The 24,742-nt window shown below is 73.7% G+C and carries 20 protein-coding genes; 16 read left to right on the top strand and 4 right to left on the bottom strand.

What is annotated here, in order from left to right; translation table 11 throughout:
• Positions 1-51 precede the first annotated feature (51 nt).
• Positions 52-1,266 carry a methionine adenosyltransferase gene (metK, locus tag ACGFMP_RS10820; protein ID WP_393671738.1) on the top strand — a complete coding sequence of 405 codons (1,215 nt, stop codon included), beginning with the start codon at positions 52-54 and terminating at the stop codon, positions 1,264-1,266.
• 178 nt (positions 1,267-1,444) lie between these two features.
• Positions 1,445-3,502: a primosomal protein N' gene (locus tag ACGFMP_RS10815; RefSeq protein ID WP_393671736.1), complete on the top strand. Its 2,058-nt coding sequence runs from the start codon at positions 1,445-1,447 to the stop codon at positions 3,500-3,502.
• 172 nt (positions 3,503-3,674) lie between these two features.
• Here the strand turns inward: ACGFMP_RS10815 and ACGFMP_RS10810 are convergent, their stop codons facing one another.
• Complete coding sequence (locus tag ACGFMP_RS10810; RefSeq protein ID WP_393671735.1) at positions 3,675-4,133, bottom strand: hypothetical protein; 459 nt, start codon at positions 4,131-4,133, stop codon at positions 3,675-3,677.
• 164 nt (positions 4,134-4,297) lie between these two features.
• On the opposite strand from ACGFMP_RS10810, the gene def reads away from it, so the two are divergent.
• The 3 genes from def to ACGFMP_RS10795 are packed head-to-tail and all read left to right on the top strand — an operon-like array spanning position 4,298 to position 7,306.
• On the top strand, positions 4,298-4,843 hold the full coding sequence (gene def, locus ACGFMP_RS10805; RefSeq protein ID WP_393671733.1) for a peptide deformylase: 546 nt from the start codon (positions 4,298-4,300) through the stop codon (positions 4,841-4,843).
• 31 nt (positions 4,844-4,874) lie between these two features.
• Entirely contained in the window at positions 4,875-5,807 is a 933-nt protein-coding gene (gene fmt / locus ACGFMP_RS10800) for a methionyl-tRNA formyltransferase (RefSeq protein ID WP_393671732.1), read from the top strand.
• Between the two features lie 44 nt (positions 5,808-5,851).
• Positions 5,852-7,306 (top strand): RsmB/NOP family class I SAM-dependent RNA methyltransferase, encoded by a 1,455-nt coding sequence (locus ACGFMP_RS10795; protein ID WP_393671730.1) that lies wholly within the window; start codon positions 5,852-5,854, stop codon positions 7,304-7,306.
• A gap of 93 nt (positions 7,307-7,399) precedes the next feature.
• Here ACGFMP_RS10795 and ACGFMP_RS10790 read toward each other — a convergent pair whose 3' ends face one another.
• Positions 7,400-9,499: an MMPL family transporter gene (locus tag ACGFMP_RS10790; RefSeq protein WP_393671729.1), complete on the bottom strand. Its 2,100-nt coding sequence runs from the start codon at positions 9,497-9,499 to the stop codon at positions 7,400-7,402.
• Positions 9,500-9,700: 201 nt separating this feature from the next.
• Here ACGFMP_RS10790 and rpe point away from each other — a divergent pair, with 201 nt between their 5' ends.
• The 8 genes from rpe (at position 9,701) to ACGFMP_RS10750 (ending at position 17,701) form a co-directional block, all read left to right on the top strand.
• Positions 9,701-10,366, top strand: a complete 666-nt coding sequence (gene rpe, locus ACGFMP_RS10785) for a ribulose-phosphate 3-epimerase (RefSeq protein ID WP_393671727.1) — start codon at positions 9,701-9,703, stop codon at positions 10,364-10,366.
• An 89-nt stretch (positions 10,367-10,455) separates the two neighbouring features.
• Positions 10,456-11,469, top strand: a complete 1,014-nt coding sequence (locus tag ACGFMP_RS10780; RefSeq protein WP_393671725.1) for a sugar-binding transcriptional regulator — start codon at positions 10,456-10,458, stop codon at positions 11,467-11,469.
• Between the two features lie 63 nt (positions 11,470-11,532).
• Entirely contained in the window at positions 11,533-11,829 is a 297-nt protein-coding gene (locus tag ACGFMP_RS10775; protein WP_393671724.1) for a barstar family protein, read from the top strand.
• A 64-nt stretch (positions 11,830-11,893) separates the two neighbouring features.
• Positions 11,894-13,342 (top strand): GuaB1 family IMP dehydrogenase-related protein, encoded by a 1,449-nt coding sequence (locus ACGFMP_RS10770; protein WP_393671723.1) that lies wholly within the window; start codon positions 11,894-11,896, stop codon positions 13,340-13,342.
• Between the two features lie 21 nt (positions 13,343-13,363).
• Positions 13,364-13,819, top strand: a complete 456-nt coding sequence (locus ACGFMP_RS10765) for an Lrp/AsnC family transcriptional regulator (protein WP_393671722.1) — start codon at positions 13,364-13,366, stop codon at positions 13,817-13,819.
• Between the two features lie 130 nt (positions 13,820-13,949).
• Complete coding sequence (locus tag ACGFMP_RS10760; RefSeq protein WP_393671721.1) at positions 13,950-14,930, top strand: DUF2382 domain-containing protein; 981 nt, start codon at positions 13,950-13,952, stop codon at positions 14,928-14,930.
• A gap of 309 nt (positions 14,931-15,239) precedes the next feature.
• On the top strand, positions 15,240-16,001 hold the full coding sequence (locus ACGFMP_RS10755; protein ID WP_393671719.1) for a carbon-nitrogen hydrolase family protein: 762 nt from the start codon (positions 15,240-15,242) through the stop codon (positions 15,999-16,001).
• The gene (locus ACGFMP_RS10750; RefSeq protein ID WP_393671718.1) at positions 15,998-17,701 is read left to right on the top strand and encodes a flavin monoamine oxidase family protein; all 1,704 of its coding nucleotides are present in this window, start codon (positions 15,998-16,000) and stop codon (positions 17,699-17,701) included. Before ACGFMP_RS10755 ends, ACGFMP_RS10750 begins: the two co-directional genes overlap by 4 nt.
• Here the strand turns inward: ACGFMP_RS10750 and ACGFMP_RS10745 are convergent.
• Positions 17,662-18,372, bottom strand: a complete 711-nt coding sequence (locus tag ACGFMP_RS10745) for a DUF5995 family protein (RefSeq protein ID WP_393671717.1) — start codon at positions 18,370-18,372, stop codon at positions 17,662-17,664. The genes ACGFMP_RS10750 and ACGFMP_RS10745 overlap by 40 nt on opposite strands.
• Before the next feature lie 115 nt (positions 18,373-18,487).
• On the opposite strand from ACGFMP_RS10745, the gene ACGFMP_RS10740 reads away from it, so the two are divergent.
• Together ACGFMP_RS10740 and ACGFMP_RS10735 are read left to right on the top strand one after the other, a co-directional pair.
• Complete coding sequence (locus ACGFMP_RS10740) at positions 18,488-19,330, top strand: helix-turn-helix transcriptional regulator (protein ID WP_393671716.1); 843 nt, start codon at positions 18,488-18,490, stop codon at positions 19,328-19,330.
• 340 nt (positions 19,331-19,670) lie between these two features.
• A complete protein-coding gene (locus tag ACGFMP_RS10735; protein ID WP_393671715.1) occupies positions 19,671-21,023 on the top strand; it encodes a uracil-xanthine permease family protein in 1,353 nt (450 codons plus the stop codon).
• 103 nt (positions 21,024-21,126) lie between these two features.
• Here the strand turns inward: ACGFMP_RS10735 and ACGFMP_RS10730 are convergent, their stop codons facing one another.
• Positions 21,127-22,341: an MFS transporter gene (locus ACGFMP_RS10730; protein ID WP_393671713.1), complete on the bottom strand. Its 1,215-nt coding sequence runs from the start codon at positions 22,339-22,341 to the stop codon at positions 21,127-21,129.
• Between the two features lie 73 nt (positions 22,342-22,414).
• Here ACGFMP_RS10730 and ACGFMP_RS10725 point away from each other — a divergent pair, with 73 nt between their 5' ends.
• Positions 22,415-23,590 (top strand): ROK family protein, encoded by a 1,176-nt coding sequence (locus tag ACGFMP_RS10725; protein ID WP_393671711.1) that lies wholly within the window; start codon positions 22,415-22,417, stop codon positions 23,588-23,590.
• The last annotated feature ends 1,152 nt before the right edge of the window (positions 23,591-24,742 follow it).

Genomic DNA, 24,742 nt, shown 5'->3' with positions numbered 1-24,742 from the left:
GTGCACTCCGCCAAGATTCAGCCAGCAGCCGCTGCAACCCCAGGGAGCGATGTGTCCCGCCGCCTCTTCACCTCGGAGTCCGTCACCGAGGGCCACCCAGACAAGATCGCTGACCAGATCAGCGACACGATCCTCGACGCACTCCTGACGGCCGACCCCGCATCCCGGGTCGCCGTGGAGACGATGATCACCACCGGCCAGGTGCATATCGCGGGCGAGGTGACGACCACCGCGTACGCGGACATCGCCACCCTGGTGCGCAACAAGATCCTCGACATCGGCTACGACTCGTCCAAGAAGGGCTTCGACGGCGCCTCCTGCGGCGTCTCGGTGTCCATCGGCGCACAGTCCCCCGACATCGCCCAGGGCGTCGACACCGCCTACGAGAAGCGGGTCGAGGGCGCCGAGACCGACGACGAGCTCGACAAGCAGGGCGCGGGCGACCAGGGCCTGATGTTCGGCTACGCGTCCGACGAGACGCCCGAGCTGATGCCGCTGCCGATCACCCTGGCCCACCGGCTCTCCAGGCGCCTCACCGAGGTCCGCAAGAACGGCACCATCCCGTATCTGCGCCCCGACGGGAAGACCCAGGTCACCATCGAGTACGACGGCGACAAGGCGGTCCGGCTCGACACCGTCGTGGTCTCCTCGCAGCACGCCTCGGACATCGACCTGGAGTCGCTGCTCGCACCCGACATCCGCGAGTTCGTGGTCGAGGTCGAGCTCAAGGCACTCCTCGACGACGGCATCAAGCTCGACACCGAGGGCTACAAGCTGCTGGTCAACCCCACCGGCCGGTTCGAGATCGGCGGCCCGATGGGTGACGCGGGCCTGACCGGCCGGAAGATCATCATCGACACCTACGGCGGCATGGCCCGCCACGGCGGCGGTGCCTTCTCCGGCAAGGACCCGTCCAAGGTCGACCGCTCCGCCGCCTACGCCATGCGCTGGGTCGCCAAGAACGTCGTCGCCGCCGGGCTCGCCGCCCGCTGCGAGGTCCAGGTGGCCTACGCCATCGGCAAGGCCGAGCCCGTCGGTCTCTTCGTCGAGACGTTCGGCACGGAGAACGTCGACGTCGAGAAGATCGAGCAGGCCATCGGCCAGGTCTTCGACCTGCGCCCGGCCGCGATCATCCGCGACCTCGACCTGCTGCGGCCGATCTACGCCCAGACCGCCGCCTACGGCCACTTCGGCCGCGAGCTGCCCGACTTCACCTGGGAGCGCACCGACCGCGTCGACGCGCTCCGCACCGCCGCGGGCATCTGAGACAGCCCCTGGCCCCGCACGCCGTTCCCCGCCCCCGACCGGCCCGCCCCTCGCGAGAGGGGGGCTCTCGGCGGCGCGGGGAACCGCGTCCGGCCGCCCTGGCACCGGCAGGCCGCGCGGTGCCAGGGCGGCCGGTGACGGACCCGGGGTTGTCGGACGGGTCTGTAAGAATCGGACGGTGAGCGACGAAGACCCCCCTGCGGCCGAGCAGCTCGCTCTGATCCGCGCCACCGCGCGCAAAGCCAAGCCGCGGACCTGGCGCGGAGCGCCCCTGGCCGAAGGGCTGCCCGTCGCCCGCGTCCTGGTGGACAAGGGGCTGCTCCACCTCGACCAGTTCTTCGACTACGCGGTCCCGGCCGCGATGGACGCCGACGCCCGGCCGGGCGTCAGGGTCCGCGTCCGGTTCGGCGCCCGGGTCGTCAAGGGACGCCGTGAAGGCGGCACCCTCCATGACGGCTTCATCGTCGAGCGCCGCGCGGAGAGCGACTACGCGGGCCCGCTCGCCCCGCTGGCCCAGGTGCTGTCCGCCGAAGTCGTCCTGCCCCCGGCGCTGCTCGCCCTGTGCCGCCAGGTCGCCGACCGCTACGCGGGCGCCCTCGCCGACGTCGTCCAGCTCGCGGTGCCGCCCCGGATGGCCCGCGCCGAGCGCGACCCCTCGCCCGAGCCGCTGCCCGCGCCCACCGCCCCAGAACCAGGCAGCTGGACGCGCTACGCCACCGGACCCGGCTACCTCCAGGCCCTCGCCCGCGGCGACACCCCCCGGGCCGTGTGGCTCGCCCTGCCGGGGCCGCACTGGCCCGCGGAACTGGCCCGGGCCATGGCCGCCACCCTCGCCTCGGGGCGCGGCGCCCTCGCCGTACTGCCCGACGGGCGCTCCGTGGCCCGGGCGGACGCCGCCCTGACCGACCTGCTCGGCGACGGCCACCACGTCATGCTCACCGCCGACGCGGGGCCCGAGGAGCGCTACCGCCGCTGGCTCGCGGTCAGCCGCGGCGCGGTCCGCGCGGTCGTCGGCACCCGGGCGGCGATGTTCGCACCCGTCGCCGACCTCGGCCTCGTCGCCCTCTGGGACGACGGCGACTCCAGCCACGCGGAACCGCACGCCCCGCAGCCGCACGCCAGGGACGTGCTGCTGCTGCGGGCCGCCGAGGAACGCACCGCCTTCCTGCTCGGCGGCCTCACCGGCACCGTCGAGGGGGCCCAGCTCGTGGACAGCGGCTGGGCGCTGCCGCTGGCCGCCGCCCGCGAGGAGGTACGTGCCGCGGCCCCGCTGATCCGTACCGTCGGCGACGCCGACCAGGCAAGGGACGCCGCCGCCCGAGCCGCCCGGCTGCCGTCGCTCGCCTGGCAGGTCACCCGCGACGCCCTCGCCCACGGCCCGGTCCTCGTCCAGGTGCCCAGGCGCGGTTACGTGCCGAGGCTCGCCTGCGACTCCTGCCGTGCGGCGGCCAGATGTGCCGCCTGCGCGGGCCCGCTTGAGCTGCGGGAGCAGGGCGGCACACCCTCCTGCGGCTGGTGCGGCCGGCCCGCGGCGGACTGGCACTGCCAGGAGTGCGGCGGGTTCCGGCTGCGGGCCCAGGTGGTGGGTGCCCGGCGCACCGCGGAGGAGCTGGGCCGGGCCTTTCCCCGGGTGCCGGTGCGGACCTCGGGGCGCGACACCGTGCTGGCCTCGGTCGGCTCCGCCCCCGCGCTCGTCATCGCCACACCCGGCGCGGAGCCGGTGGCGGACGGCCCCGGCTACGCCGCCGCGCTGCTGCTCGACGGCTGGGCCCTGCTCAGCAGGCCGGACCTGCGAGCCGGCGAGGAGGCGCTGCGCCGCTGGGCGGCGGCCGCGGCGCTGGTGCGTCCCGCGGGGGAGGGCGGCACCGTGCTGGTGCTCGCGGAACCGACGCTGCGGCCGGTGCAGGCGCTGGTGCGCTGGGACCCGGCGGGGCACGCCGTGCGGGAGCTGGCCGAGCGGGCGGAGCTGCGCTTTCCGCCGGTGTCGCGGATGGCGTCCGTCAGCGGTCCCGCGGCCGCGGTGGCGGAGCTGCTCGCGCTGGTACGGCTGCCGCCGGGTACGGATCAGCTCGGCCCCGTCCCGACGCCGTCCGGCGGGGAGCGCCTGCTCCTGCGGGTGCCGCCGGGAAACGGGACGGCGCTGGCCGCGGCGCTCAAGACCGGCCAGGTCGCCCGGGCGGCGCGCGGCGGCGGCGACCCGGTCGCCGTCCGCCTGGACCCGACGGACATCGGCTGACGGCTGTCCCATGGTGCCTGGCGGATCGGCGTGCGGCGGCAGACGCGGTGCATCGCAAGACGGTGGGGGCACCTCCGTGATCGTCCCCTCGGGCCTGGTCCTGCCGCCGGCGTCCGCCGCGTCGCGCGGCCCGGTCTCGTCTCCTGGCCGACCGGCCGCCCGCGGGAGGTGTTCAGCCGTTGCGCGGGCTGGGCAGCACGGGATCCGCGGGCATCGAGCGGGCCGCCGGCACCGTGGGCGCCGAGGGGATCGGCTCCTCCTCGGAGGCGACCGGGGGCGCCGCCGGCCGCCGGCCGCCGTAGCGGCGGTGCACCGCCTGCTTGGTCACCCCGAGCGCGGAGCCCACCGCGTCCCACGAGAAGCCGAGGGAGCGGTCGAACTCGACCGCGGCCGTGACCAGCGTCTCGACACTGTCCCGCAGCTCCTGCGCGAGCCGCACGGTGGGCGCGGGAGCGCGGCCGTAGACCACGAAGCCGGCCGTGGGGCCGCTGCGCCGCGGCCGGTACACATTGCCCAGCTGTGCGGTGAGGGTCCGCAGCGCATCCACCTGCCGGCGGACTTTCTCGATGTCCCGCACCAGCAGGTGCAGACTTGCCCGCGCCTGGGCGTCAGGGGTTGCGTGGTCGGGCATCGACAGGCCTCTCCAACCGACGGTGACATGGGTCAAACTCTCTTGACCAACGCGCCACCGGCCCTCGGAGTCACGCCCCGGGGGCGTGCGGGTGGGTGTGCACCCCCTGGCGCGGGCCGAACTAGAATCGGCAGTCGTCCCCCGTCCGGCAGGAGAAACGCCACGTGACCGTCAAGCCCATCCGCCTGTTCGGCGACCCGGTGCTGCGCACGGCGGCGCTGCCGGTCACGACGTTCGACGCGGAATTGCGCACCCTGGTCAGGGACTTGACCGAGACGATGCAGGCCGCCCCGGGCGCGGGTCTCGCCGCGCCGCAACTGGGGGTGTCGCTGCGGGTGTTCACGTACTTCGTGGACGGCGAGCTCGGGCATCTGATCAACCCGGACCTCACGCTGACCGAGGAGGAGCAGGATGGCCCCGAGGGCTGCCTGTCGCTGCCGGGCCTGATCTACGACTGCCGGCGGGCGTACGGCGTCGTCGCCCGCGGAGTCGACATGTACGGCGAGCCGGTCACGGTCGAGGGGACGCAGCGGCTCGCCCGCTGCATCCAGCACGAGACCGACCACCTGGACGGCATCATCTTCGTCGACCGGCTCGACCCCGAGCAGCGGGCCGCCGCCATGCTGGCGATCCGCGAGGCCGAGTGGGCGGGGGAGCCCGCGCCGCAGGTCAGGATCTCCCCGCACGGCACGTCGGGCCGTGCGCTGTGACACCGTCGATCCGAGAGGCACACCCCGCACGATGAAGCTCGTCTTCGCCGGCACCCCCGAGGTCGCCGTACCCGCGCTCGACGCCCTGATCGCCTCGGGACGGCACGAGGTCGCCGCCGTCGTGACCCGGCCCGACGCCACGGCCGGCCGCGGGCGCAGGCTCGTCGCCAGCCCCGTCGCCGAACGGGCGGCGGCCGCCGGGATCGAGGTGCTCAAACCGGTCAGGCCGCGCGACGAGGACTTCCTCGACCGGCTGCGGGAGATCGCCCCCGACTGCTGCCCCGTCGTCGCCTACGGTGCGCTGCTGCCGAAGGTCGCGCTCGACGTGCCCGCCCGCGGATGGGTCAACCTGCACTTCTCGCTGCTGCCCGCCTGGCGGGGCGCCGCACCGGTGCAGCACTCGGTGATGGCCGGTGACGAGGTCACCGGCGCGTCGACCTTCCTGATCGAGCAGGGGCTCGACTCCGGGCCGGTCTACGGCGTCGTCACCGAGGAGATCAGGGCCGCGGACACCAGCGGCGACCTGCTCGGGCGGCTCGCGGTCAGCGGGGCCGGGCTGCTGGTGGCCACCATGGACGGGATCGAGGACGGGCGGCTCACCGCGAGGGAGCAGCCCGCCGAGGGGATCACCGTCGCGCCCAAGATCACCGTCGAGGACGCGGCCGTCGACTGGAATGCGCCCGCGCTGCGCGTCGACCGGCTCATCAGGGGCTGCACCCCGGCCCCCGGCGCCTGGACCCTGATCGGCGGTGAGCGCCTCAAGCTCGGCCCCGTCGTGCCGGTGCCCGACCGGACCGACCTGGCCCCCGGCGAGCTGTCGGTGGGGAAGAACGCGGTGCACGTCGGCACCGGCAGCCACGCGGTGCTGCTGGGCGAGGTGCAGGCGCAGGGCAAGAAGCGGATGGCCGCCGCCGACTGGTCCCGCGGCACCCACCTGCCGGCCGGCACGGTGCTGGGGCATTAGGCCCGAGCCCACGACGTAGGCTGGCGAGGGGTTCGAGGACGAGGATGCGGAGCACATTGAACGCGAAAGACCGGCAGCGCCGCCCGCAGGGCACACCGTATCGGCGCCCGCAGAAGGACCCGGTGCGGGTGCTCGCGTTCGAGGCGCTGCGGGCCGTCGACGAGCGGGACGCGTACGCGAACCTCGTCCTGCCGGGGCTGCTGCGGGCCGCGGAGCGCGAGGCGGCGGACAAGGGCCGCGAGTTCGACCGGCGCGACGCGGCGCTCGCCACGGAGCTCGTCTACGGGACGCTGCGGCACCAGGGGACGTACGACGCGGTGCTCGCCGCCTGCGTGGACCGGCCGCTGCGCGAGGTCGACCCGCCGGTCCTGGACGTGCTGGCGCTCGGCGCGCACCAGTTGCTCGCGACCAGGATCCCCCCGCATGCGGCGGTCTCGGCGACCGTCGACCTGGCGCGTGTGGTGCTGGGGGAGGGCCGGGCGCGCTTCGTCAACGCCGTGCTGCGCCGGGTGGCGGCACAGGACCTGGACGGCTGGCTCCAGCAGGTGGCGCCGCCGTACGAGGAGGACGCGGAACGGCATCTCGCCGTCGTCCACTCGCACCCGCGCTGGGTCGTCTCCGCGCTGTGGGACGCGCTCGGCGGCGGGCGGGCCGGCATCGAGGACCTGCTGGCCGCCGACAATGAACGGCCCGAGGTCACCCTCGTCGCCCGGCCCGGCAGGGCGACCGCGGCGGAGCTCGCCGCCTCGCTGCCGGACGGCGCGACCGAGCCGGGCCGCTGGTCGCCGTACGCGGTGCGCCTCGCCGAGGGCGGCGACCCGGCCGCGGTGCCCGCGGTACGGGAGGGCCGGGCCGGCGTCCAGGACGAGGGCAGCCAGCTGGTGGCCGCGGCGCTGGCCGCGGTGCCGGTCGAGGGCCGCGACGAGCGGTGGCTCGACGGGTGCGCGGGACCCGGCGGCAAGGCCGCGCTGCTGGCCGGCCTCGCGGCCGGCCGCGGCGCCGTGCTGGTCGCCGCGGAGAAGCAGCCGCACCGGGCGAGGCTGGTGGCCCGCTCGCTGGCCGGCAACCCCGGCCCCTACCAGGTGGTCGTGGCCGACGGCACCCACCCGGCCTGGGCGCCGGGATCCTTCGACCGGGTGCTCGTCGATGTGCCCTGCACGGGCCTGGGGGCACTGCGCCGCCGGCCCGAGGCGCGGTGGCGGCGCCGCGAGGAGGAGGTGAAGGGCTTCGCGCCCCTGCAGCGGGGGCTGCTCGCCGAGGCGGTACGCGCGGTGCGGGTGGGCGGCGTCGTCGGCTACGCCACGTGCTCGCCGCACGGGGCCGAGACAAGGGCCGTCGTGGAGGACGTACTCGCCCGTACGGAGGGGGTCGAGTGGGTCGACGCGCGCCCCTTCATGGCTGGCGTCCCGGCCCTCGGTGACGGCCCCGACATCCAGCTCTGGCCCCACCTCCACGGCACCGACGCGATGTACCTGGCCCTCCTCCGCCGCACCGGCTGAACCCCCGGGGGGCCCGCGAGGGTTGACCCCCGGCGGCGGGAGAGCCGCCCCCGACGACGGGGGCACGCTCGTCCCCCGCCGCCGGGGACCGGGCTAACGCCCGGCGCGAGCCAACCGGCTGGGAAGCCAGACCCGGTCCCCCAGGTCCAGGGTGATCGCGGACACCAGCACCGACCGCACGACGAACGTGTCGAGCAGCACCCCGAAGGCCACGGCGAAGCCGATCTCGGCGAAGCCGACGACCGGCAGGGTGCCGAGTACGGCGAAGGTGCCGGCGAGCACCAGGCCGGCCGAGGTGATGACGCCGCCGGTGGCGGCGAGCCCGGTGAGCACCCCCTCCCGGGTGCCGAGCTCCACGCTCTCCTCCCGGATCCGGGTCATCAGGAAGATGTTGTAGTCGATGCCGAGGGCGACCAGGAAGACGAAGACGAAGAGCGGGAAGGCGGTGTCCTCACCGGCGTAGCCGAAGACGTGCCGGAAGACGATCGAGCTGACGCCGAGCGCCGCCGCGAAGGACAGCACCACCGTGCCGATCAGTATCAGCGGCGCGACCAGCGCCCGCAGCAGCACCGCCAGGATGAGCAGCACCACCAGCAGGATCAGCGGGATCAGCAGCTTGTTGTCCCGGGTGGACGCGCGGGCGGTGTCCTTCTGGACCGCGGTGCCGCCGCCGACCTTGGCGTCGGCGCCCTTGATCTTGTGCAGGGTGCTGCGCGCCCGGTCCACGGTGTTGCCCGCAGCCTTGCTGTCCGGCCGGTCGGTGAGGGTGGCCTCCAGGTAGACCAGGCCGTTTTTCTGCGCGGTGACCCCCGGCGGTGTGCCGACGGAGGCGGGCACGACACCGGGGACCGAGCGGAGGGCGGACGTCACCTGGGCCGCGGAGCCCGCGTCGGCGACGACGACCATCGGCTGGCCGCCGCCGGCCTGGAAGTAGCGGTCCTGGACGCGCTGTCCGACGACGGAGTCGGGCGTGTTGGTGAAGGTGTCCGCGCCGGCGAGACCGTCCGCCTTGAGGGAGAACAGGCCGAAGGCGAGGGCGCCGAGGATGACCACGGTCGTCACCCACACGGTGCGCGGCCGGCGGTTGATCCGCTGCCCGATCCGCGCCCACACCCCGGTGCGGGTCGGCTCATCGGTGCCGACGTGCGGGACGACCGGCCAGAAGACCCAGCGGCCGACGATGACCAGCAGCGCGGGGAAGAGCGTGACCATCGAGATCAGCGCCACCGCGACACCGATCGCGGCAACGGGGCCGAGGCCGGAGGTGGAGTTCATGTCGGCGGCCAGCAGGCACAGCATGCTCAGCGCGACGGTGGCGGCGCTGGCGATGACCGCGGGCCCCGCCCGGTGCATGGCGAGCGCCATCGCCTCGTGCCGGTCCTCGTGGCGGCGCAGCTCCTCCCGGTAGCGGGCCACCAGCAGCAGCGCGTAGTCCGTACCCGCGCCGAAGACCAGCACGGTGAGGATGCCCGCGCTCTGGCCGTTGACGACCAGGCCCGCGTGCCTGGCCAGCAGGTAGATCAGCGCCTCCGCGGTGAAGAGGGCCGCGACCACGGAGAGCACCGGCAGCAGGAGCAGGCTGAGGCTGCGGTAGGTGATCAGCAGGATCACCACGACGACCCCGAGCGCGGCGTAGAGCAGGGTGCCGTCGATACCGGCGAAGGCCTTGCTGGAGTCGGCGGCGTAACCGCCGGGTCCTGTGATGTTGACCTGGAGCCCGCCGGCGTCCTTCTTCGCGGTGGCCCGCAGGTCGTCCACCGCGTCCTGGAGCGAGGTCCAGCCGCTCTCGTCGACGGTGATCGGCACGATCACCTGCGCGGCGCGGGGCGAGTTCTTCCGGTCCAGCTGGGGTCCGGCGGCGCGGCTGCCGACGATGCCGTGCGCGGTCATCGCGCGCATCGCGTCGGTGTTCCTGCCGATCGTGGTGACGTCGGCCGGGGTGAGCCCGCCGGAGCGGGTGAAGACGATCACCGCCGGGGCGGATTCGGGGACGAAGTCCTTCTGGAGCTGCACCACCTTCGTCGACTCCGCCTTGCCCGGCAGCCAGCTCGCGGCGTCGTTCTTCTCGGCGTCCATGAGCTTCTGCGCCAGCGGCGCGAGCGCCACCAGCACGATCAGCCACAGGACCAGAACGACCCACTTGCTGCGCCGCCCGCACACCAGGTGTGCCATTCGTCCAGCGTTGCCCGCCATCTGCGAGATCCCCCATGGTCCGCTCGGTGGTGGCCCCCGTGCTCCCCGTACCTGTTCGGGCAGCGGCCAGGGAACAGCATGGCACCCGTGTTCGGTTCGCGCGCGGAGGCTCCGGGATGCGTGTGCCGCTGATCGTCCGGCGCATCGCGCGGGGCGGGACCGGGTTTTCCCGCGGGTCGGTGATCTGGTTTGCTGGGGCGTATGAGTGTGCAGATCAGCCCCAGCATCCTTGCCGCGGACTTCGCCAGGCTCGCCGAGGAGGCGAAGGCCGTCGAGGGCGCGGACTGGCTCCATGTCGACGTGATGGACAACCATTTCGTGCCCAACCTGACGCTGGGTCTGCCGGTGGTGGAGTCGCTGCGGAAGGCGACAGGAACCCCGCTCGACTGCCACTTGATGATCGAGAACCCGGACCGCTGGGCGCCGGCGTACGTCGAGGCGGGTGCCTCTTCCGTGACCTTCCACGCCGAGGCGGCCGCCGCCCCGGTCCGCATCGCCCGGGAGATCCGCGCCAAGGGGGCCCGCGCCTCGATGGCGCTCAGGCCCGCGACACCGATCGAGCCGTACGAGGACCTGCTGCCGGAACTCGACATGCTGCTGATCATGACGATCGAGCCGGGCTTCGGCGGCCAGGCGTTCATGGACATCATGCTGCCGAAGATCCGCCGCACCCGGGCGCTGATCGACAGGCACGGCCTCGAGCTGTGGCTCCAGGTGGACGGCGGGGTGTCGGCCGAGACCATCGAGCGCTGCGCGGAGGCCGGCGCGGACAACTTCGTGGCCGGCACCGCGGTCTACGGCGCGGACGACCCGGCGGCGGCGGTACGCGCGCTGCGCGAGCAGGCCGCCGCGGTCCACGGCCACTGACCGCGGGCCCGGGGCTACGCGCCCGTAACCCCCGGCGTCTGCGAGGATGAACGCGGAGCCGATCAGCTGGGCAACTGGGGAGAACCGACGTGAGCACAGGTCGCACGCACGTGCGCATGGGCCCCGGAGAGATGGTCCAGGCAGCGGCGATGGCACGTCGCTTCTACCTTGAGGGCAAGTCCAAGATCCAGATCGCCGAGGAGTTCGGGGTCAGCCGTTTCAAGGTGGCCCGGGTGCTGGAGACCGCGCTCGAACGCGACCTGGTCAGGATCGAGATCCGGGTCCCCGCCGAGCTGGACGCCGAGCGCTCCGACGCCCTGCGCGCGCACTACGGCCTGCGGCACGCCGTCGTCGTGCAGACCCCGTCCGACCAGGCCGACGCGCCGGACCCGGAGAACCTGGGCGCGGTGGCCGCGGGCCTGCTCGGTGAACTGGTCACCGACGGCGACGTCCTCGGCCTTGCCTGGGGCCGCTCCATCATCACCATGGCCAACGCCCTCGACCGGCTCGCCCCCTGCACCGTCGTCCAGCTCACCGGCGTCTACGACGTGGGCACCACGGAGCGCGGCTCGGTCGAGGCGGTGCGGACCGCGGCGGCCGTCTCCGGCGGCGAGGCGCACCCGCTGTACGCACCGATGGTCCTCGCGGACCCGGCCACCGCGGCCGCGCTGCGCGCGCAGAGCGGTATCGCCGCGGCGATGGGCTATTTCGACAAGGTGACCGTCGCGGTGGTCTCGGTCGGCTCGTGGGAGGCGGGGGTCTCCACCGTCCACGACGCGCTCACCGACGCGGAGCGCGAGCACTACGCGGGGCTCGGGGTGGCCGCCGAGATGTCCTCCCACCTGTTCGACTCGGCCGGCCGCCGGGTGGGCCGCGACCTCGGCGAGCGCTGCATCACCATCGAGGCGGACCGGCTGCGCCGCATCCCCGAGGTGCTGGCCATCGCGGGCGGGACGCGCAAGGCCGCAGCGATCGACGCGGTGCTGCGCTCGGGGCTGGTCACCAGCCTGGTCACCGACACCGCGGCGGCCGAGCAGCTGCTGCGCTCCACGACGGCCGCCCCCCGCCCGGCCCTGGACCGCGCGGACCCCGACGGGTCCTGAGCGCCCCGCGGAGCCCGGGCGCGCTGCCGCGCCGCGGGTGATCGGCTGTGGCAGCATCGGCGCATGCTCGTGCTCGACCTGACCGGTGTCGACGACCGGCAGGCGTTCATGGATCGGTGCTCCGCCGACCTGGGCCTGCCGGAATGGTTCGGCCGCAACTGGGACGCCCTCGCCGACTGCCTCACCGATCTGTCGTGGTGGCCGGCCGAGTCCGGCGGGCGCCGGCTGCATGTCCGCGGCTGGCGGGATTTCGCGTCGGCGCTGCCGCGCGAGTGGCGGATCGTGAAGGACATCCTGCGGGACGCCGAACTCTTCTGGCGGGACACCGACACCGAGCTGACGGTGGTCCTGGAGGAATGAACAGCCGGCGGTGGCCAAGAGCGGGACGTTCATCCGTAGGCACCGCAGGTCCGCCCGTGCAAATATGAAGTACGTGCGTTTCCTCAATGATGTTCAGCCTCCGTACGACCTGACGTACGACGACGTGTTCATGGTGCCGAGCCGCAGCGCGGTCGGCTCCCGCCAGGGGGTGGACCTCAGGTCCCCCGACGGGACAGGCACCACCATCCCGCTGGTGGTGGCCAACATGACCGCCATCGCCGGCCGCCGCATGGCCGAGACCGTGGCCCGCAGAGGCGGCCTGGTCGTCATCCCGCAGGACATTCCGATCGACGTCGTCGCCGATGTCGTCGCCTACGTCAAGCAGCGCCATCTGGTGCTGGACACCCCGATCACGCTGGCCCCCGGCCAGACCGTCGCCGACGCGCTGTCCCTGCTGCCCAAGCGGGCGCACGGCGCCGGCGTGGTGGTCGAGGACGGCCGCCCGGTCGGTGTGGTCACCGAGTCCGACCTGACCGGCGTGGACCGCTTCACGCAGCTGTCCGAGGTGATGTCCGCCGACCTGCTGGTGCTGGCCGCCGACATCGACCCGCGGGACGCCTTCAACCGGCTGGAGGACGCGCACCGCAAGCTCGCCCCCGCGGTGTACGCCGACGGCCGGCTGGCCGGCATCCTCACCCGTACGGCCGCGCTGCGCGCCACGCTCTACGAGCCCGCGGTCGACGCCGAGGGCCGGCTGCGGATCGCCGCCGCCGTCGGCATCAACGGCGACGTGGCGGGCAAGGCCGCCCAGCTGTTCAAGGCCGGGGTGGACACCCTGGTGGTGGACACCGCGCACGGCCACCAGGAGTCGATGATCGCCGCGGTCCGCGCGGTCCGCGACCTGGACCCCGCGGTGCCGCTGGTCGCGGGCAACGTGGTGGCGGCGGAGGGCGTGCGCGACCTGGTCGAGGCGGGCGCCGACATCGTCAAGGTCGGAGTGGGCCCTGGCGCGATGTGCACCACCCGGATGATGACCGGGGTGGGCCGCCCGCAGTTCTCCGCCGTGCTCGAATGCGCCGCGGAGGCCCGAAAGTACGGCAAGCACGTGTGGGCGGACGGCGGTGTGCGGCACCCGCGCGACGTCGCGATGGCGCTGGCGGCCGGCGCGTCCAACGTGATGATCGGCTCCTGGTTCGCCGGCACGTACGAGTCCCCCGGCGATCTCCAGCAGGCCGCGGACGGGCGGCTGTACAAGGAGTCCTTCGGGATGGCGTCGGCCCGCGCGGTCCGCAACCGCACCAGCGACGAGTCGGCTTACGACAGGGCCCGCAAGGGGCTCTTCGAGGAGGGCATCTCCACCTCGCGGATGTTCCTCGACCCGGTGCGGCCGGGCGTGGAGGACCTGATCGACTCGATCATCGCGGGGGTGCGCAGCTCGTGCACGTACGCGGGTGCCGGGTCGCTCGCCGAGTTCGAGCGCAATGCGATCGTCGGCATCCAGAGCGCCGCGGGATACGCCGAGGGCAAGCCCTTGCACGCCAGCTGGCAGTAGCCGGAGGTAGCGTCGGGGCTCGTGCCGCTGAACGAACTCGACGAACGCATCGTCCACGCCCTGGCCGTCGACGCCCGCCGCTCCTACGCCGACATCGGCGGCGAGGTGGGCCTGTCCGCGCCCGCCGTCAAACGCCGGGTCGACCGGCTGCTGGCGGCGGGGGCGATCACCGGCTTCACCGTACGGGTCGACCCCGCCGCGCTCGGCTGGCAGACCGAGGCGCTGGTGGAGCTGTACTGCCGCCACAACACCTCGCCCGCCGACATCAGGCGCGGCCTGTCCCGCTACCCCGAGGTGGCGTCCGCCTCGACGGTGACCGGCGAGGCGGACGCGGTGGTGCAGGTCTTCGCCGCCGACGTGCGGCACTTCGAGCAGGTGCTCGAACGCATCGCGGGCGAGCCGTTCGTGACCCGTACGAAGTCGGTGCTGGTCCTCTCGCCGCTGCTGCGCCGCTACGGCGCCGGCAGCCCCGAGTGATCCGACCTGCGGTTTTACCGAGCCGTGGCGAGGTTTGGGTTTTTTGTCCGACTTCCTAGGTTTTGTCGGAACCTCCCGGGTAATCCGTTCATTGACCGTTCCCAGGTCACGGCAGCCCCGAGGAGGCGACATGATCACGCGCGAACAGATACCCCAGGTGGTGGGCCATCCGGTCCATGACGCCGAAGGCAAGAAGGTCGGCGATGCCAAGCACATGTACCTGGACGACAGCTCCGGAAACCCCGAGTGGGTGACGGTCAAGACCGGGTTCTTCGGCAGCAACGAGACCTTCGTGCCCACCCGTTCCGCGCGGCTGGTCCAGGACCATCTGGAGGTGCCGTACCCCAAGGAGAAGATCAAGGGCGCGCCCAACGTGGACATCGACTCCGGTGGCCACCTGTCGGTCGAGGAGGAGCAGCACCTCTACCGCTACTACGGCCTGGAGAGGACCGGCGGCAAGGACATGTCCGCCGAGAAGTCCGCGGGCGCGGCCGGAGCAGCGGGTGCGGCAGGGGCTGCGGCGGGCGCCGGCACCGCGCGGGGCGCGAAGTCCGGCGAGGGCGGCGGCGAGGGGACCGGCATGGACAAGTCCGCCGCCGGTACGGGTACCGGCGCCGGCTCCGGTGCCGCCTACGCGGCCGGCCGCACCGGCTCCGCGGAACGCCTGGGCGCGGGCGACATGGAGTCCGAGGGCGAGGCGATGACCCGCTCCGAGGAGGAGATGCACGTCAAGGTCGAACGCCATGCCTCGGGGAAGGCCAGGCTGCACAAGTACGTCGAGGTCGAGGAGGTCGAGCAGACCGTGCCGCTGCGGCACGAGGAGGTCACCCTCGAACGCGAGCCGCTCAGCGCGTCCGACCGCGAGGCGATGCGCTCCGGCGCGGAGATCAGCGAGGCGGACCAGTACATGACGCTGCACGAGGAGAGCCCCGTGGTGGAGACGGAGGTCGTCGCCAAGGAGCGGGTGCGGATGCACGTCGAGGAGCACGTCGAGCAGAAGAAGGTGCACGGGCGGGTCCGCAAGGAGCGGATCGAGGCGGACATGGAGGGGCCGAGCGATGCGGTCCCGGGCGGGGACACCCCGACCCGTGGCGGTCGGCCCGACCGCTGACCCCCATCGCGTGCAGCGGCGCCCGGCCCTCCTCCCGGAGGCTCCCGGGCGCCGCGCCTTTGCTCCGCCGCCCCCGCCCCGATCCGGGCGGGGGCGTTCGCCTGCTCGGCAGGCGGGTAGCCCCGGGTGCCCGGCGGGGCATCCGGCCGTCCGCGACCGCATGGGCGCAACGAATCGCCGGGAAAGCCGGACAAGACGCAACGGATCACCATGTGAGGCGCAATGTTCCGGCCTTCCGCCCGCGCGGCGCGGCGATTACCGTCGGATCAGTCCCCGAAACAGCGCGCTGACCAGCAGAAAGAGGCCTCCTTGCGGATCGCGATAGCCCAGGGAATCGCCCCGGGAACCGACGCCCTGGACGCCGCTGCGGCGGAAGCGGCCGAACGCGGCGCCCGGCTGCTGCTCACGCCCGAGCTGTCGCTGACCGGATACGCCGGCGGCCTGCGCGGCGCCCCGCCCGTGGCGGGAGCCGAGGAGATCGCCGCCCGGCACCGCGTCGCCCTGGTCATCGGCGGTCCCGAGCGGGAGGGCGGCGCCGTCTTCAACACCGCCCGCCTCATCGGCCCGGACGGCGCCGTCCTGGCCTCCTACCGCAAGACGCACCTCTACGGAGAGCAGGAGCGCGCCGCCTTCGCCCCTGGCGCGGAGCCCGTCGTGCAGGCCGACCTCGACGGCCTCAGGATCGGCCTGCTGATCTGCTACGACGTGGAATTCCCCGAAGCCGTCAGGACGCACGCCCTGGCCGGCACCGAACTGCTTGCGGTCCCCACCGCGCTGATGCGGCCCTACGAGTTCGTCCCTCGGGTCCTGATACCGGCACGGGCGTACGAGAATGGCCTGCACATCGCCTACGCGAACCGCTGCGGCCCCGAGGGCGAGCACGACTTCGCCGGGCTGAGCTGCCTGGCGGGCCCCGACGGGGAGGTGCGGGCCCGCGCTGGGGCGGGCCCGGAACTGCTGCTCGCCGACGTCGACCCCGCACGCAACGCCGCGGCGCGGGCCGCCACGCCCTATCTGGCCGACCGCCGCCCCGACCTCTACCGCACCATCGCCAGGAGCACCCGCACATGACGTCCGTGCCCACCGCCGTCCACGACGAGCAGCACATCGCGGCGCAGGCCGAACCGCCCATCACCATGTTCGGCCCCGACTTCCCCTACGCCTACGACGACTTCCTCGCGCACCCCGCGGGCCTCGGCGCCGTGCCCCCCACCGAGCACGGCACCGAGGTCGCGGTGATCGGCGGCGGCCTGTCCGGCATCGTGACGGCGTACGAGCTGCTCAAGATGGGCCTGCGGCCGGTCGTCTACGAGGCCGACCGGATCGGTGGCCGGCTGCGTACGGTCGGCTTCGACGGGTGCGACCCGGGACTGACCGCCGAGCTGGGCGCGATGCGCTTCCCGCCGTCATCCACCGCCTTCCAGCACTACGTGGACCTGGTCGGCCTGGCCACCAGGCCGTTCCCCAACCCGCTGGCGCCCTGCACCCCCTCCACGGTGGTCGACCTCAAGGGGGAGTCGCACTACGCAACCTCCGTGGAAGACCTGCCAGAGGTCTACCACCAGGTCATGCACGCCTGGAACGCCTGCCTCGAGGACGGCGCCGACTTCTCCGCGATGCAGCGGGCACTGCGCGAGCGCGACGTGCCCGAGATCCGCCGGATCTGGTCGGCACTGGTCGAGAAGCTCGACAACCAGACCTTCTACGGCTTCCTCTGCGACTCACCGGCCTTCAAGTCCTTCCGGCACCGGGAGATCTTCGGGCAGGTCGGGTTCGGCACCGGCGGCTGGGACACCGACTTCCCCAACTCCATCCTGGAGATCCTGCGGGTCGTGTACACCGGCGCCGACGACGACCACCGCGGCATCGTCGGCGGCAGCCAGCAGCTGCCGCAGCGGCTGTGGGAGCGGGCCCCGGGCAAGGCCGTGCACTGGCCGCGCGGCACCTCGCTTGCCTCGCTGCACGGCGGCGAGCCGCGACCCGCGGTCACCGGGCTGCACCGCACCGCGGGCAACCGGATCACCGTCACCGACGCCACCGGCGACATCCGCTCGTACAAGGCGGCCGTCTTCACCGCGCAGTCCTGGCTGCTGCTGTCGAAGATCTCCTGCGACGACGCGCTCTTCCCGATCGACCACTGGACGGCGATGGAGCGCACCCACTACATGGAGTCCAGCAAGCTCTTCGTGCCGGTCGACCGGCCCTTCTGGCTCGACGAGGACCCGCGCACAGGCCGCGACACCATGTCGATGACGCTCACTGACCGGATGACCCGCGGCACCTACCTGCTCGACGAGGGCCCCGACCGGCCGGCCGCGATCTGCCTGTCCTACACCTGGTGCGACGACAGCCTGAAATGGCTGCCGCTGAGCGCGCACGAGCGGATGGAGGTCATGCTCAAGTCGCTCGGCGAGATCTACCCGGGCGTCGACATCAGGAAGCACATCATCGGCAACCCGGTGACGGTGTCATGGGAGAACGAGCCGTGGTTCATGGGCGCGTTCAAGGCCAACCTGCCCGGCCACTACCGCTACCAGCGGCGGCTGTTCACCCACTTCATGCAGGACGCGCTGCCCGCCGACCGGCGGGGCCTCTTCCTCGCGGGCGACGACATCTCCTGGACCGCGGGATGGGCCGAGGGCGCCGTGCAGACGGCGCTCAACGCGGTGTGGGGCGTCATGCACCACCTCGGCGGCGGCACCGACCCGCTGAACCCGGGGCCCGGCGACCGCTACGACGAGATCGCGCCCGTGGTGCTTCCCGAGGACTGACACCCGCCGCCGACCGGCGTCAGCAGCAGCCGCCCGATCAGGCCGACGCCCGCGTCCAGCCGGCTCACGCACTCGCCGTAGGCGTCCTCGGTGCCACGCAGCGCCCACAGCAGCCGGGCCGCCGACCAGGCGGCGTCCCTGGCCCTGGCCAGCGACCACGACCCGACCAGGTGCGTCAGCGGGTCGGCCGCCTCCAGCAGGTCGGGGCCGGGCATCAGCAGCTCCCTGACCTCCACCTCGATCGCGGTCAGCGCCTCGCCCACCCGGTCGAAGTCCCCTTCCAGGTCCTGCAGCCCGCGGCCGGTCGCCCGGCAGGTGTCCACCACCGCCAGCGGCAGGTCATGGCCCACATGGGCGTTGATCCCCGCCATCGCGAACTGGAGCGGCCGGATGCCGGTGTGGGCCCGCAGCCGCAGCAGCGGCCGCCAGCACGCGGGCGGGCGGCGGCCCGCCGCGTCGTCACGCACCGCGGCCAGATACCGCCCCGCGAACCGTACGGCCAGTTCTGCGGCCGCCTCCCGGTCCGCGAAGCCCCCGGCGGCCAGCCGCCGCCGCACCTCCTCGGTCACCGCGATGTACACCCGGTTGAACACCGCGACCCCGTCGTCGTGCGGCAGCCCCGTGTGCACCCCCCGCATCCGGTCGAGCACCGCACCCACGTCCGTCGTCATGCGCCCAGTCTTCCGGGGCGCGCCGGGTGCCCTGCGCGGCACGCCGGGCAGTGCGTCCGGATCAGGGGACCGGTACGCCCTGGATAGCCGGGCGCCGGCGACGCATGCTTGAAGGGTGGACCGACCAGAACTCGCCGATTTCCTGCGCCGCAGCCGCGACCGGCTGAACCCCGCCGATGTGGGCCTCGGCGGCGGTGCCAGGCGCCGCACCCCGGGCCTGCGCCGGGAGGAGGTGGCCCAGCTCGCCGGCATGTCCGTGGACTACTACACCCGGCTGGAGCAGGCCCGCGGCCCGCACCCGTCCCGGCAGATGCTCGGCGCGCTCGCCCGCGCGCTGCGGCTGACCGCCGACGAGCGCGACCACCTCTTCCACCTGGTGGGCGAGGAACCGCCGCGGGACACCACCGGCAGCGACCACGTACGCCCCGGCCTGCTGCTCGTCCTGGACCGGCTGCACGACACTCCCGCCCAGGTGGTCAGCGACATCGGCGACGTCCTGGTGCAGAACGCGATGGCCTCCGCCCTGCTCGGCGACGTCTCGACGCGCTCGCCCGAGATGCGCAACATCGCGCGCCGGGCCTTCACAGAACCCGGCGCCATGGACATCTTCCCGCCCGAGGACCACGAGACGCTGTCCCGCAGCCACGTCGCCCACCTGCGCGCGGTGCTCGCCGGCCGCCCCGACGACCCGCGCGCCGCCGGCCTGGTCGCGGAACTGCGGGCGGCCAGCGAGCTCTTCGATCGGCTGTGGGCCGAGCACGAGGTCGCGGTGCGCCGCTCCGACACCAAGCGCTTCCGCCACCCGGTGGTGGGCGACATGGAGTTGGACTGCGAGGTGCTGCTCAGCCCGGGGCGCGACCAGCGGCTGATCGTCTACACCGCCCGCCCCGGCACCGAGGCCTACGAGCGGCTGCAACTGCTGCGGGTGGTCGGCCTGCAGGACCTGACGGTCGGTTGACCGGCCGAGCGGGGTGGTCCCGACTCCCCTCAGGAGTAAGGGAGATGTCGGCGCGCCTGTGCCATGGCGTAATCCCGCGGAATGAATTGCCCGTTCCGGGCTCCCCGGTTGGCAGGACGCGCCGGTAACGTGGTGTCCGGTTCGGCGGGCGCGATTCCCCCGTGCGCGTCCGCCGGACTTCTGACCTGCCGCGATGTGACCACCCCAGCGGCACAGCCGCGCCCTGAGCCGACCGCGTGACCCGGCGGGCGCCTGCGGCTCGGCCGCCGGTGCCGCCCGCCTCCCCGCCCCTACGGTGAGGACGTCCCGCACCGTCGGCGGGCGGCGAGGAGCGTGGTCCATGGTGCGCGGTGTGGGCTGGACGGTGCACGGCGACGGCCGCAGCCCGGCACCGGGTGCGGTGGTCCGCCCCGACGAGCGGCTCAGCTGGGGCAGGACCCTCGGCCTCGGCGCCCAGCACGTGGTGGCGATGTTCGGCGCCACCTTCGTCGCCCCCGTCCTGATGGGCCTCGACCCGAACCTCGCCGTCCTGATGTCCGGCGTGGCGACCGTGCTCTTCCTGCTCGCCACGGGCGGCCGCGTGCCCAGCTACCTCGGCAGCAGCCTGGCCTTCGTCGGCGTGGCGGGCACCGTCCGCGCCCAGGGCGGCGACAGCGCCACCCTCACCGGGGCGCTGCTGGTGGTCGGAGCGGTGCTGCTCGGCTGCGGCCTGGCGGTCAGGGCACTCGGCCCGCGCATCGTGCACGCCGTACTGCCGCCCGCGGTGACCGGCGCCGTGGTGCTGCTGATCGGCTTCAACCTCGCCCCGGTCGCCACCGGGACCTACTGGCCGCAGGACCAGTGGACGGCACTGCTCACCCTGCTCTTCACCGGCTTCGCCCTGGTGGCGCTGCGCGGCTTCTGGGGCCGGATCGCGATCTTCCTCGGACTGCTCTTCGGCTACGGGATCTCCTGGCTCTTCGACCGGGTCTTCGGCCGGATCGGCGTCAGGCACACACCCGCGGGAGACACCGGCGGCCACTGGCGGCTCGACCTGCACGAGGTGGGCGGCGCCCCCTGGATCGGCTGGCCGAGCACCCACGCGCCCGCCTTCGACGGCTCCGCCGTCCTGGTCGCGCTTCCGGTGGTGATCGTGCTCATCGCCGAGAACGCCGGACACGTCAAGGCGGTGGGGGAGATGACGGGCCGCCGGCTCGACTCGGTCCTGGGCACCGCCATCGCCGCCGACGGCGGCACGACCGTCCTGGCCACCGCCTTCGGCGGACCCGCCACCACCACCTACGCGGAGAACATCGGCGTGATGGCCGCCACCCGGATCTACTCCACCGCCGCCTACTGGGCCGCGGCGGCCTTCGCGATCCTCTTCGGCCTGTGCCCCAAGTTCGGCGCCGTCATCGCGGCGATCCCCGGCGGGGTGCTCGGCGGCATCACGGTGATCCTCTACGGCATGATCGGCCTGCTCGGCGCCAGGATCTGGGTGGAGAACCGCGTCGACCTCGGCAATCCGCTGAACCTGGTGCCGATCGCCGGCGGCGTCGTGGCCGGCATCGGCAACGTGACGCTGCGGATCACGGACAGCTTCTCGCTGAGCGGCATCGCGCTGGGCACGATCCTCGTGCTGGCCGGCTACCACGCCGCGCGCCTGGTCGCCCCCGCCGAGCCGCGCCCCGAGGGGACGCCGGGCGACGGGTGACACCGGACCGGCTCCCACTCCGGTCGGGGCCACCCGCCTCCCGGCGGTTCTGGGGTCCGCCGTGCGGATCTCCGTGGCGTCCGGGGGGAGATCCACGACGGACCTAGTCGGCGGCGACGCGGGCCGGTGCGGGCGAGCCCGCCACCTTCACCGCGGCCGGCCTGACGACGCCCGCCCCCAGCACCAGCCCCAGCGTCAGCGCCGTGACCAGGCCGAAGGACACCGTCAGCGAACTGGCGCCGGCGATCCCGCCGATGGCGGCGGGAGCGATGAGCCCCGAGGTGTACGTGACGGTCGCGACACCCGCGATCGCCTGACTCGGATTCGGCCCGCTGCGCCCGGCCGCCGCGAAGCACAGCGGCACCACCACCGATATACCCACTCCGATCAACGCGAAGCCGGCGATGGCCGGGGCCGGCGCATGCGAGAGCACCACCAGCAGGCCGCCGGCGGTGGCGACCACCCCGCCGGTCCTGATCGCCGATACCGCGCCCAGCCGGCGCACCGCGAAGTCGCCGAGCAGCCGGGCGGTGGCCATCGTGCAGGAGAAGGCGGTGTACGCCAGCGCCGCGACCGCGGGGGAGGCGTTGGCGATGTCCCGCAGGTAGACCGCGCACCAGTCGGCGCTGCCGCCCTCGGCGAAGACCCCGCAGAAGCCGATCGCGCCGATCACCAGTGCCGTACGCGGCGGCAGCGCGAACCTCGGCGGCGCGTCCTCGTCCGCAGCCGGGTGCAGGTCGGGCACCCGGGCGCACACCAGGACGGCGGTCACCACCAGGACACCCGCCACCACTCCCAGGTGGACCCGGCCGTCGAGCCCCGCGTGCGCGGCCGGTACGCCGATCGCGGCGCCCGTCAGGGTGCCCGCGCTCCACATCCCGTGCAGCCCCGACATGATCGACTTGCCCTTGTGCTCCTCGACGGCCACTCCGAGGGCGTTCATCACCACATCCGCCATACCCGCGCTGCCGCCGAAGACCAGCAGCGACAGGCACAGCCACGGCAGCCCCGGCGCCAGCGCGGGCAGTGCCAGCGCCGCGCACCACAGGCCGAGCAGCAGCCGCAGCGCGGTCCGCGACCCGAGCTTGTGCATCAGCCGGCCCGCCAGCGGCATCGTCAGCATGGACCCGACCGCGGGGCACACCAGCGCGATGCCCAACGCGCCCGCGCTGAGCCCGAGATGGTCCTTGATCCACGGAATCCGGGTGGCGAAGGTGCCCTGCACCGCGCCGTGCACGGCGAAGGCCGTGGCGATCGCCAGATGGGCGGTGCGGACCTGGGCGGGCGACCACTTGGTCCCGGGAGCACTCGTCGTCATGGGGCGTAAACTATCAGGAAGCCTGCCTGAAAGTTAAGACGCTTACGGCCACCGGTCTGGAAGGATCGCCCGCATGACCGCCACCCGTGCGCTACCCGGCAGGAACGCGTCACCGCGTACGGCCAGGGCCATCAACGACCGGCTCGCCCTGCGCCTGCTCCAGGAGGAAGGGCCGCTCACCGCCGCGCAGTTGAAGGAACTCACCGGCATGTCCCGGCCCAGCGTCGCGGACCTGGTCGAACGCCTCCAGGACTCCGGCCTCATCGAGGTCGTCGGCGAATCCGGCGCCGCACGGCGCGGGCCCAACGCCCGGGTCTACGGCATCGTCGCCGACCGTGCGCACGTCGCCGGGCTCGACGTGCGCATCGACAGCATCGGCGTCGAGATCGCCGACCTCCTCGGGCGCACCCTCGCCACGGCCGAACTGGCCGTCCCGGCCGGAGCCGACCCGTCCGAGACCATCAGGAGCGGCGTCGACCTGCTCCTCGGCGTGGCCGGCCCGGTACCACTGCACACCGTCGCCTTCGGCGCGCCCGGCCTGATCAACCCGGCCACCGGGCGGCTCAGCACCACAGGCGAACTGCCCGCCTGGCACGGCGACTTCGTCGACGAGGTGGGCCGGCGGCTCGGGGTGCCGGTCCTGCTGGAGAACGAGGTCAACCTCGCCGCCATTGCCGAGCAGCGCTCCGGGGGAGCGGCGGCCGACGACACCTTCGTGCTGCTCTGGATCGGCGGCGGGGTCGGCGCCGCCCTCGTCCTCGAAGGGCGGCTGCGGCGGGGCAACTCCGGCGGAGCAGGGGAGGTCGGCTTCCTGCCGATCTCCGACACCGGCCGGCTTCCGACGTCCACGAACTGCGACGACGGCTTCCACGGGCTCGCCGGCAGCCGGGCCGTCTGCGCGCTGGCCCGCACCCACAAAATTCCCGTCGCCGGGTGCGACGCGGCGGCTGCCGCGGCCGCCGTGCTGGACGGCACCCCGCCCTTCCTCGACGAACTCGCCGAGCGGATCGCCGTCGGCGCGGCGGCGGTCTGCGCCGTGCTCGACCCCGGCCGGCTGGTCCTCGCCGGCGAGGTCGGCGCCGCCGGCGGGACCGACCTCGCGGACCGCGTCGCCGCCAGACTGGCCCGGCTCTCCCCGCTCAGGACCGAAGTCCGCCCCACCGCGGTGCCGTCCGGGCCCATCCTCAGGGGCGCCGTGATCACCGCCATGGACTCCGCCCAGGACGCCCTCTTCCCTCCCGCACCCTGAGGTCGCCTCCGGCGCTGGGTGCCCGCTGCGAGGGTGCCCTCGGGGGCGTCTGGCATTGCATCCCTCTGCCCCTGGCTCGCCCCTGCGGTGTGGGCGGCCTCCGGCGCTGGGTGCCTGCTGTGGGGGTGTCCCCGGGGGTGTGGCATTGCATCCCCTGTGCCGCCGGTTTCCCCCCGGCGTGAGGTCGCCTCCGGCGCTGGGTGCCTGCTGTGGGGGTGTCCCCGGGGGTGTGTGGCATTGCACCCCCTGCCACCGGCCCTGAACGACCGATCACGCCCGATTCCCGCGCCCGGGTGTTTCCCGGCGGCGGGTGGTCGGTGGCGGATCGTGCCGGAGGGGACGATCCGGGGGTGTCCCCGCAGGTCTGCGCGCGATTGCCGCTGGGACGTTCGGGAAGTGCCGTGGCGCGCAGGCCGAGGAGATACTCCCGGAGTGGCACCGACCCCACCCCCTGGACCAGGCGCCCCCGCTGGACCCGCGCCGGGGTGTTCCCCCGGCGGGTGGTCGGTGGCGGGTCCGGCCGGAGGGGATGATCCGGGGGTGTCCCCGCAGGTCTGCGCGCGATTGCCGCTGGGACGTTCGTGGAGTCCTGTGGCGCGCAGGCCGAGGAGATACCCCCGGAGTGGCACCGACCCCACCCCCTGGACCAGGCGCCCCCGCCCGACCTGCACCGGGGCGTTCCCCGGCGGGCGGTCGGTGGCGGATCGTGCCGGAGGGGACGATCCGGGGGTGTCCCCGCAGGTCTGCGCGCGATTGCCGCTGGGACGTTCGGGAAGTGCTGAGGCGCGCAGGCCGAGGAGATACCCCCGGAGTGGCACCGACCCCACGCCCCCGGGGGCAGGCGCCCCCGCTGGACCCGCACCGGGGTGTTCCCGGCGGCGGGTGGTCGGTGGCGGATCGTGCCGGAGGGGACGATCCGGGGGTGTCCCCGCAGGTCTGCGCGTGATTGCCGCTGGGACGTTCGGGAAGGGCTGTGGCGCGCAGGCCGAGGAGATACCCCCGGAGTGGCCCCGACCCCACCCCCGGGGGCAGGCGCCCCCGCCCGACCTGCACCGAGGTGTTCCCGGCGGCGGGTGGTCGGTGGCGGATCGTGCCGGAGGGGACGATCCGGGGGTGTCCCCGCAGGTCTGCGCGTGATTGCCGCTGGGACGT

It is taken from the genome of Streptomyces sp. NPDC049040, assembly GCF_043197715.1.
Lineage (GTDB): Bacteria > Actinomycetota > Actinomycetes > Streptomycetales > Streptomycetaceae > Actinacidiphila.
This window is presented reverse-complemented; position numbering and strand designations above follow the sequence as displayed.

Excerpts from the sequence above, each read along its gene's own strand:
- ACGFMP_RS10810 (WP_393671735.1), bottom strand. The coding sequence starts at position 4,133 with ATGCCCGACCACGCAACCCCTGACGCCCAGGCGCGGGCAAGTCTGCAC.
- fmt (WP_393671732.1), top strand. The coding sequence starts at position 4,875 with ATGAAGCTCGTCTTCGCCGGCACCCCCGAGGTCGCCGTACCCGCGCTC.
- ACGFMP_RS10795 (WP_393671730.1), top strand. The coding sequence starts at position 5,852 with ATGCGGAGCACATTGAACGCGAAAGACCGGCAGCGCCGCCCGCAGGGC.
- ACGFMP_RS10790 (WP_393671729.1), bottom strand. The coding sequence starts at position 9,499 with ATGGCGGGCAACGCTGGACGAATGGCACACCTGGTGTGCGGGCGGCGC.
- rpe (WP_393671727.1), top strand. The coding sequence starts at position 9,701 with ATGAGTGTGCAGATCAGCCCCAGCATCCTTGCCGCGGACTTCGCCAGG.
- ACGFMP_RS10775 (WP_393671724.1), top strand. The coding sequence starts at position 11,533 with ATGCTCGTGCTCGACCTGACCGGTGTCGACGACCGGCAGGCGTTCATG.
- ACGFMP_RS10770 (WP_393671723.1), top strand. The coding sequence starts at position 11,894 with ATGAAGTACGTGCGTTTCCTCAATGATGTTCAGCCTCCGTACGACCTG.
- ACGFMP_RS10760 (WP_393671721.1), top strand. The coding sequence starts at position 13,950 with ATGATCACGCGCGAACAGATACCCCAGGTGGTGGGCCATCCGGTCCAT.
- ACGFMP_RS10750 (WP_393671718.1), top strand. The coding sequence starts at position 15,998 with ATGACGTCCGTGCCCACCGCCGTCCACGACGAGCAGCACATCGCGGCG.
- ACGFMP_RS10745 (WP_393671717.1), bottom strand. The coding sequence starts at position 18,372 with ATGACGACGGACGTGGGTGCGGTGCTCGACCGGATGCGGGGGGTGCAC.
- ACGFMP_RS10735 (WP_393671715.1), top strand. The coding sequence starts at position 19,671 with ATGGTGCGCGGTGTGGGCTGGACGGTGCACGGCGACGGCCGCAGCCCG.
- ACGFMP_RS10730 (WP_393671713.1), bottom strand. The coding sequence starts at position 22,341 with ATGACGACGAGTGCTCCCGGGACCAAGTGGTCGCCCGCCCAGGTCCGC.
- ACGFMP_RS10725 (WP_393671711.1), top strand. The coding sequence starts at position 22,415 with ATGACCGCCACCCGTGCGCTACCCGGCAGGAACGCGTCACCGCGTACG.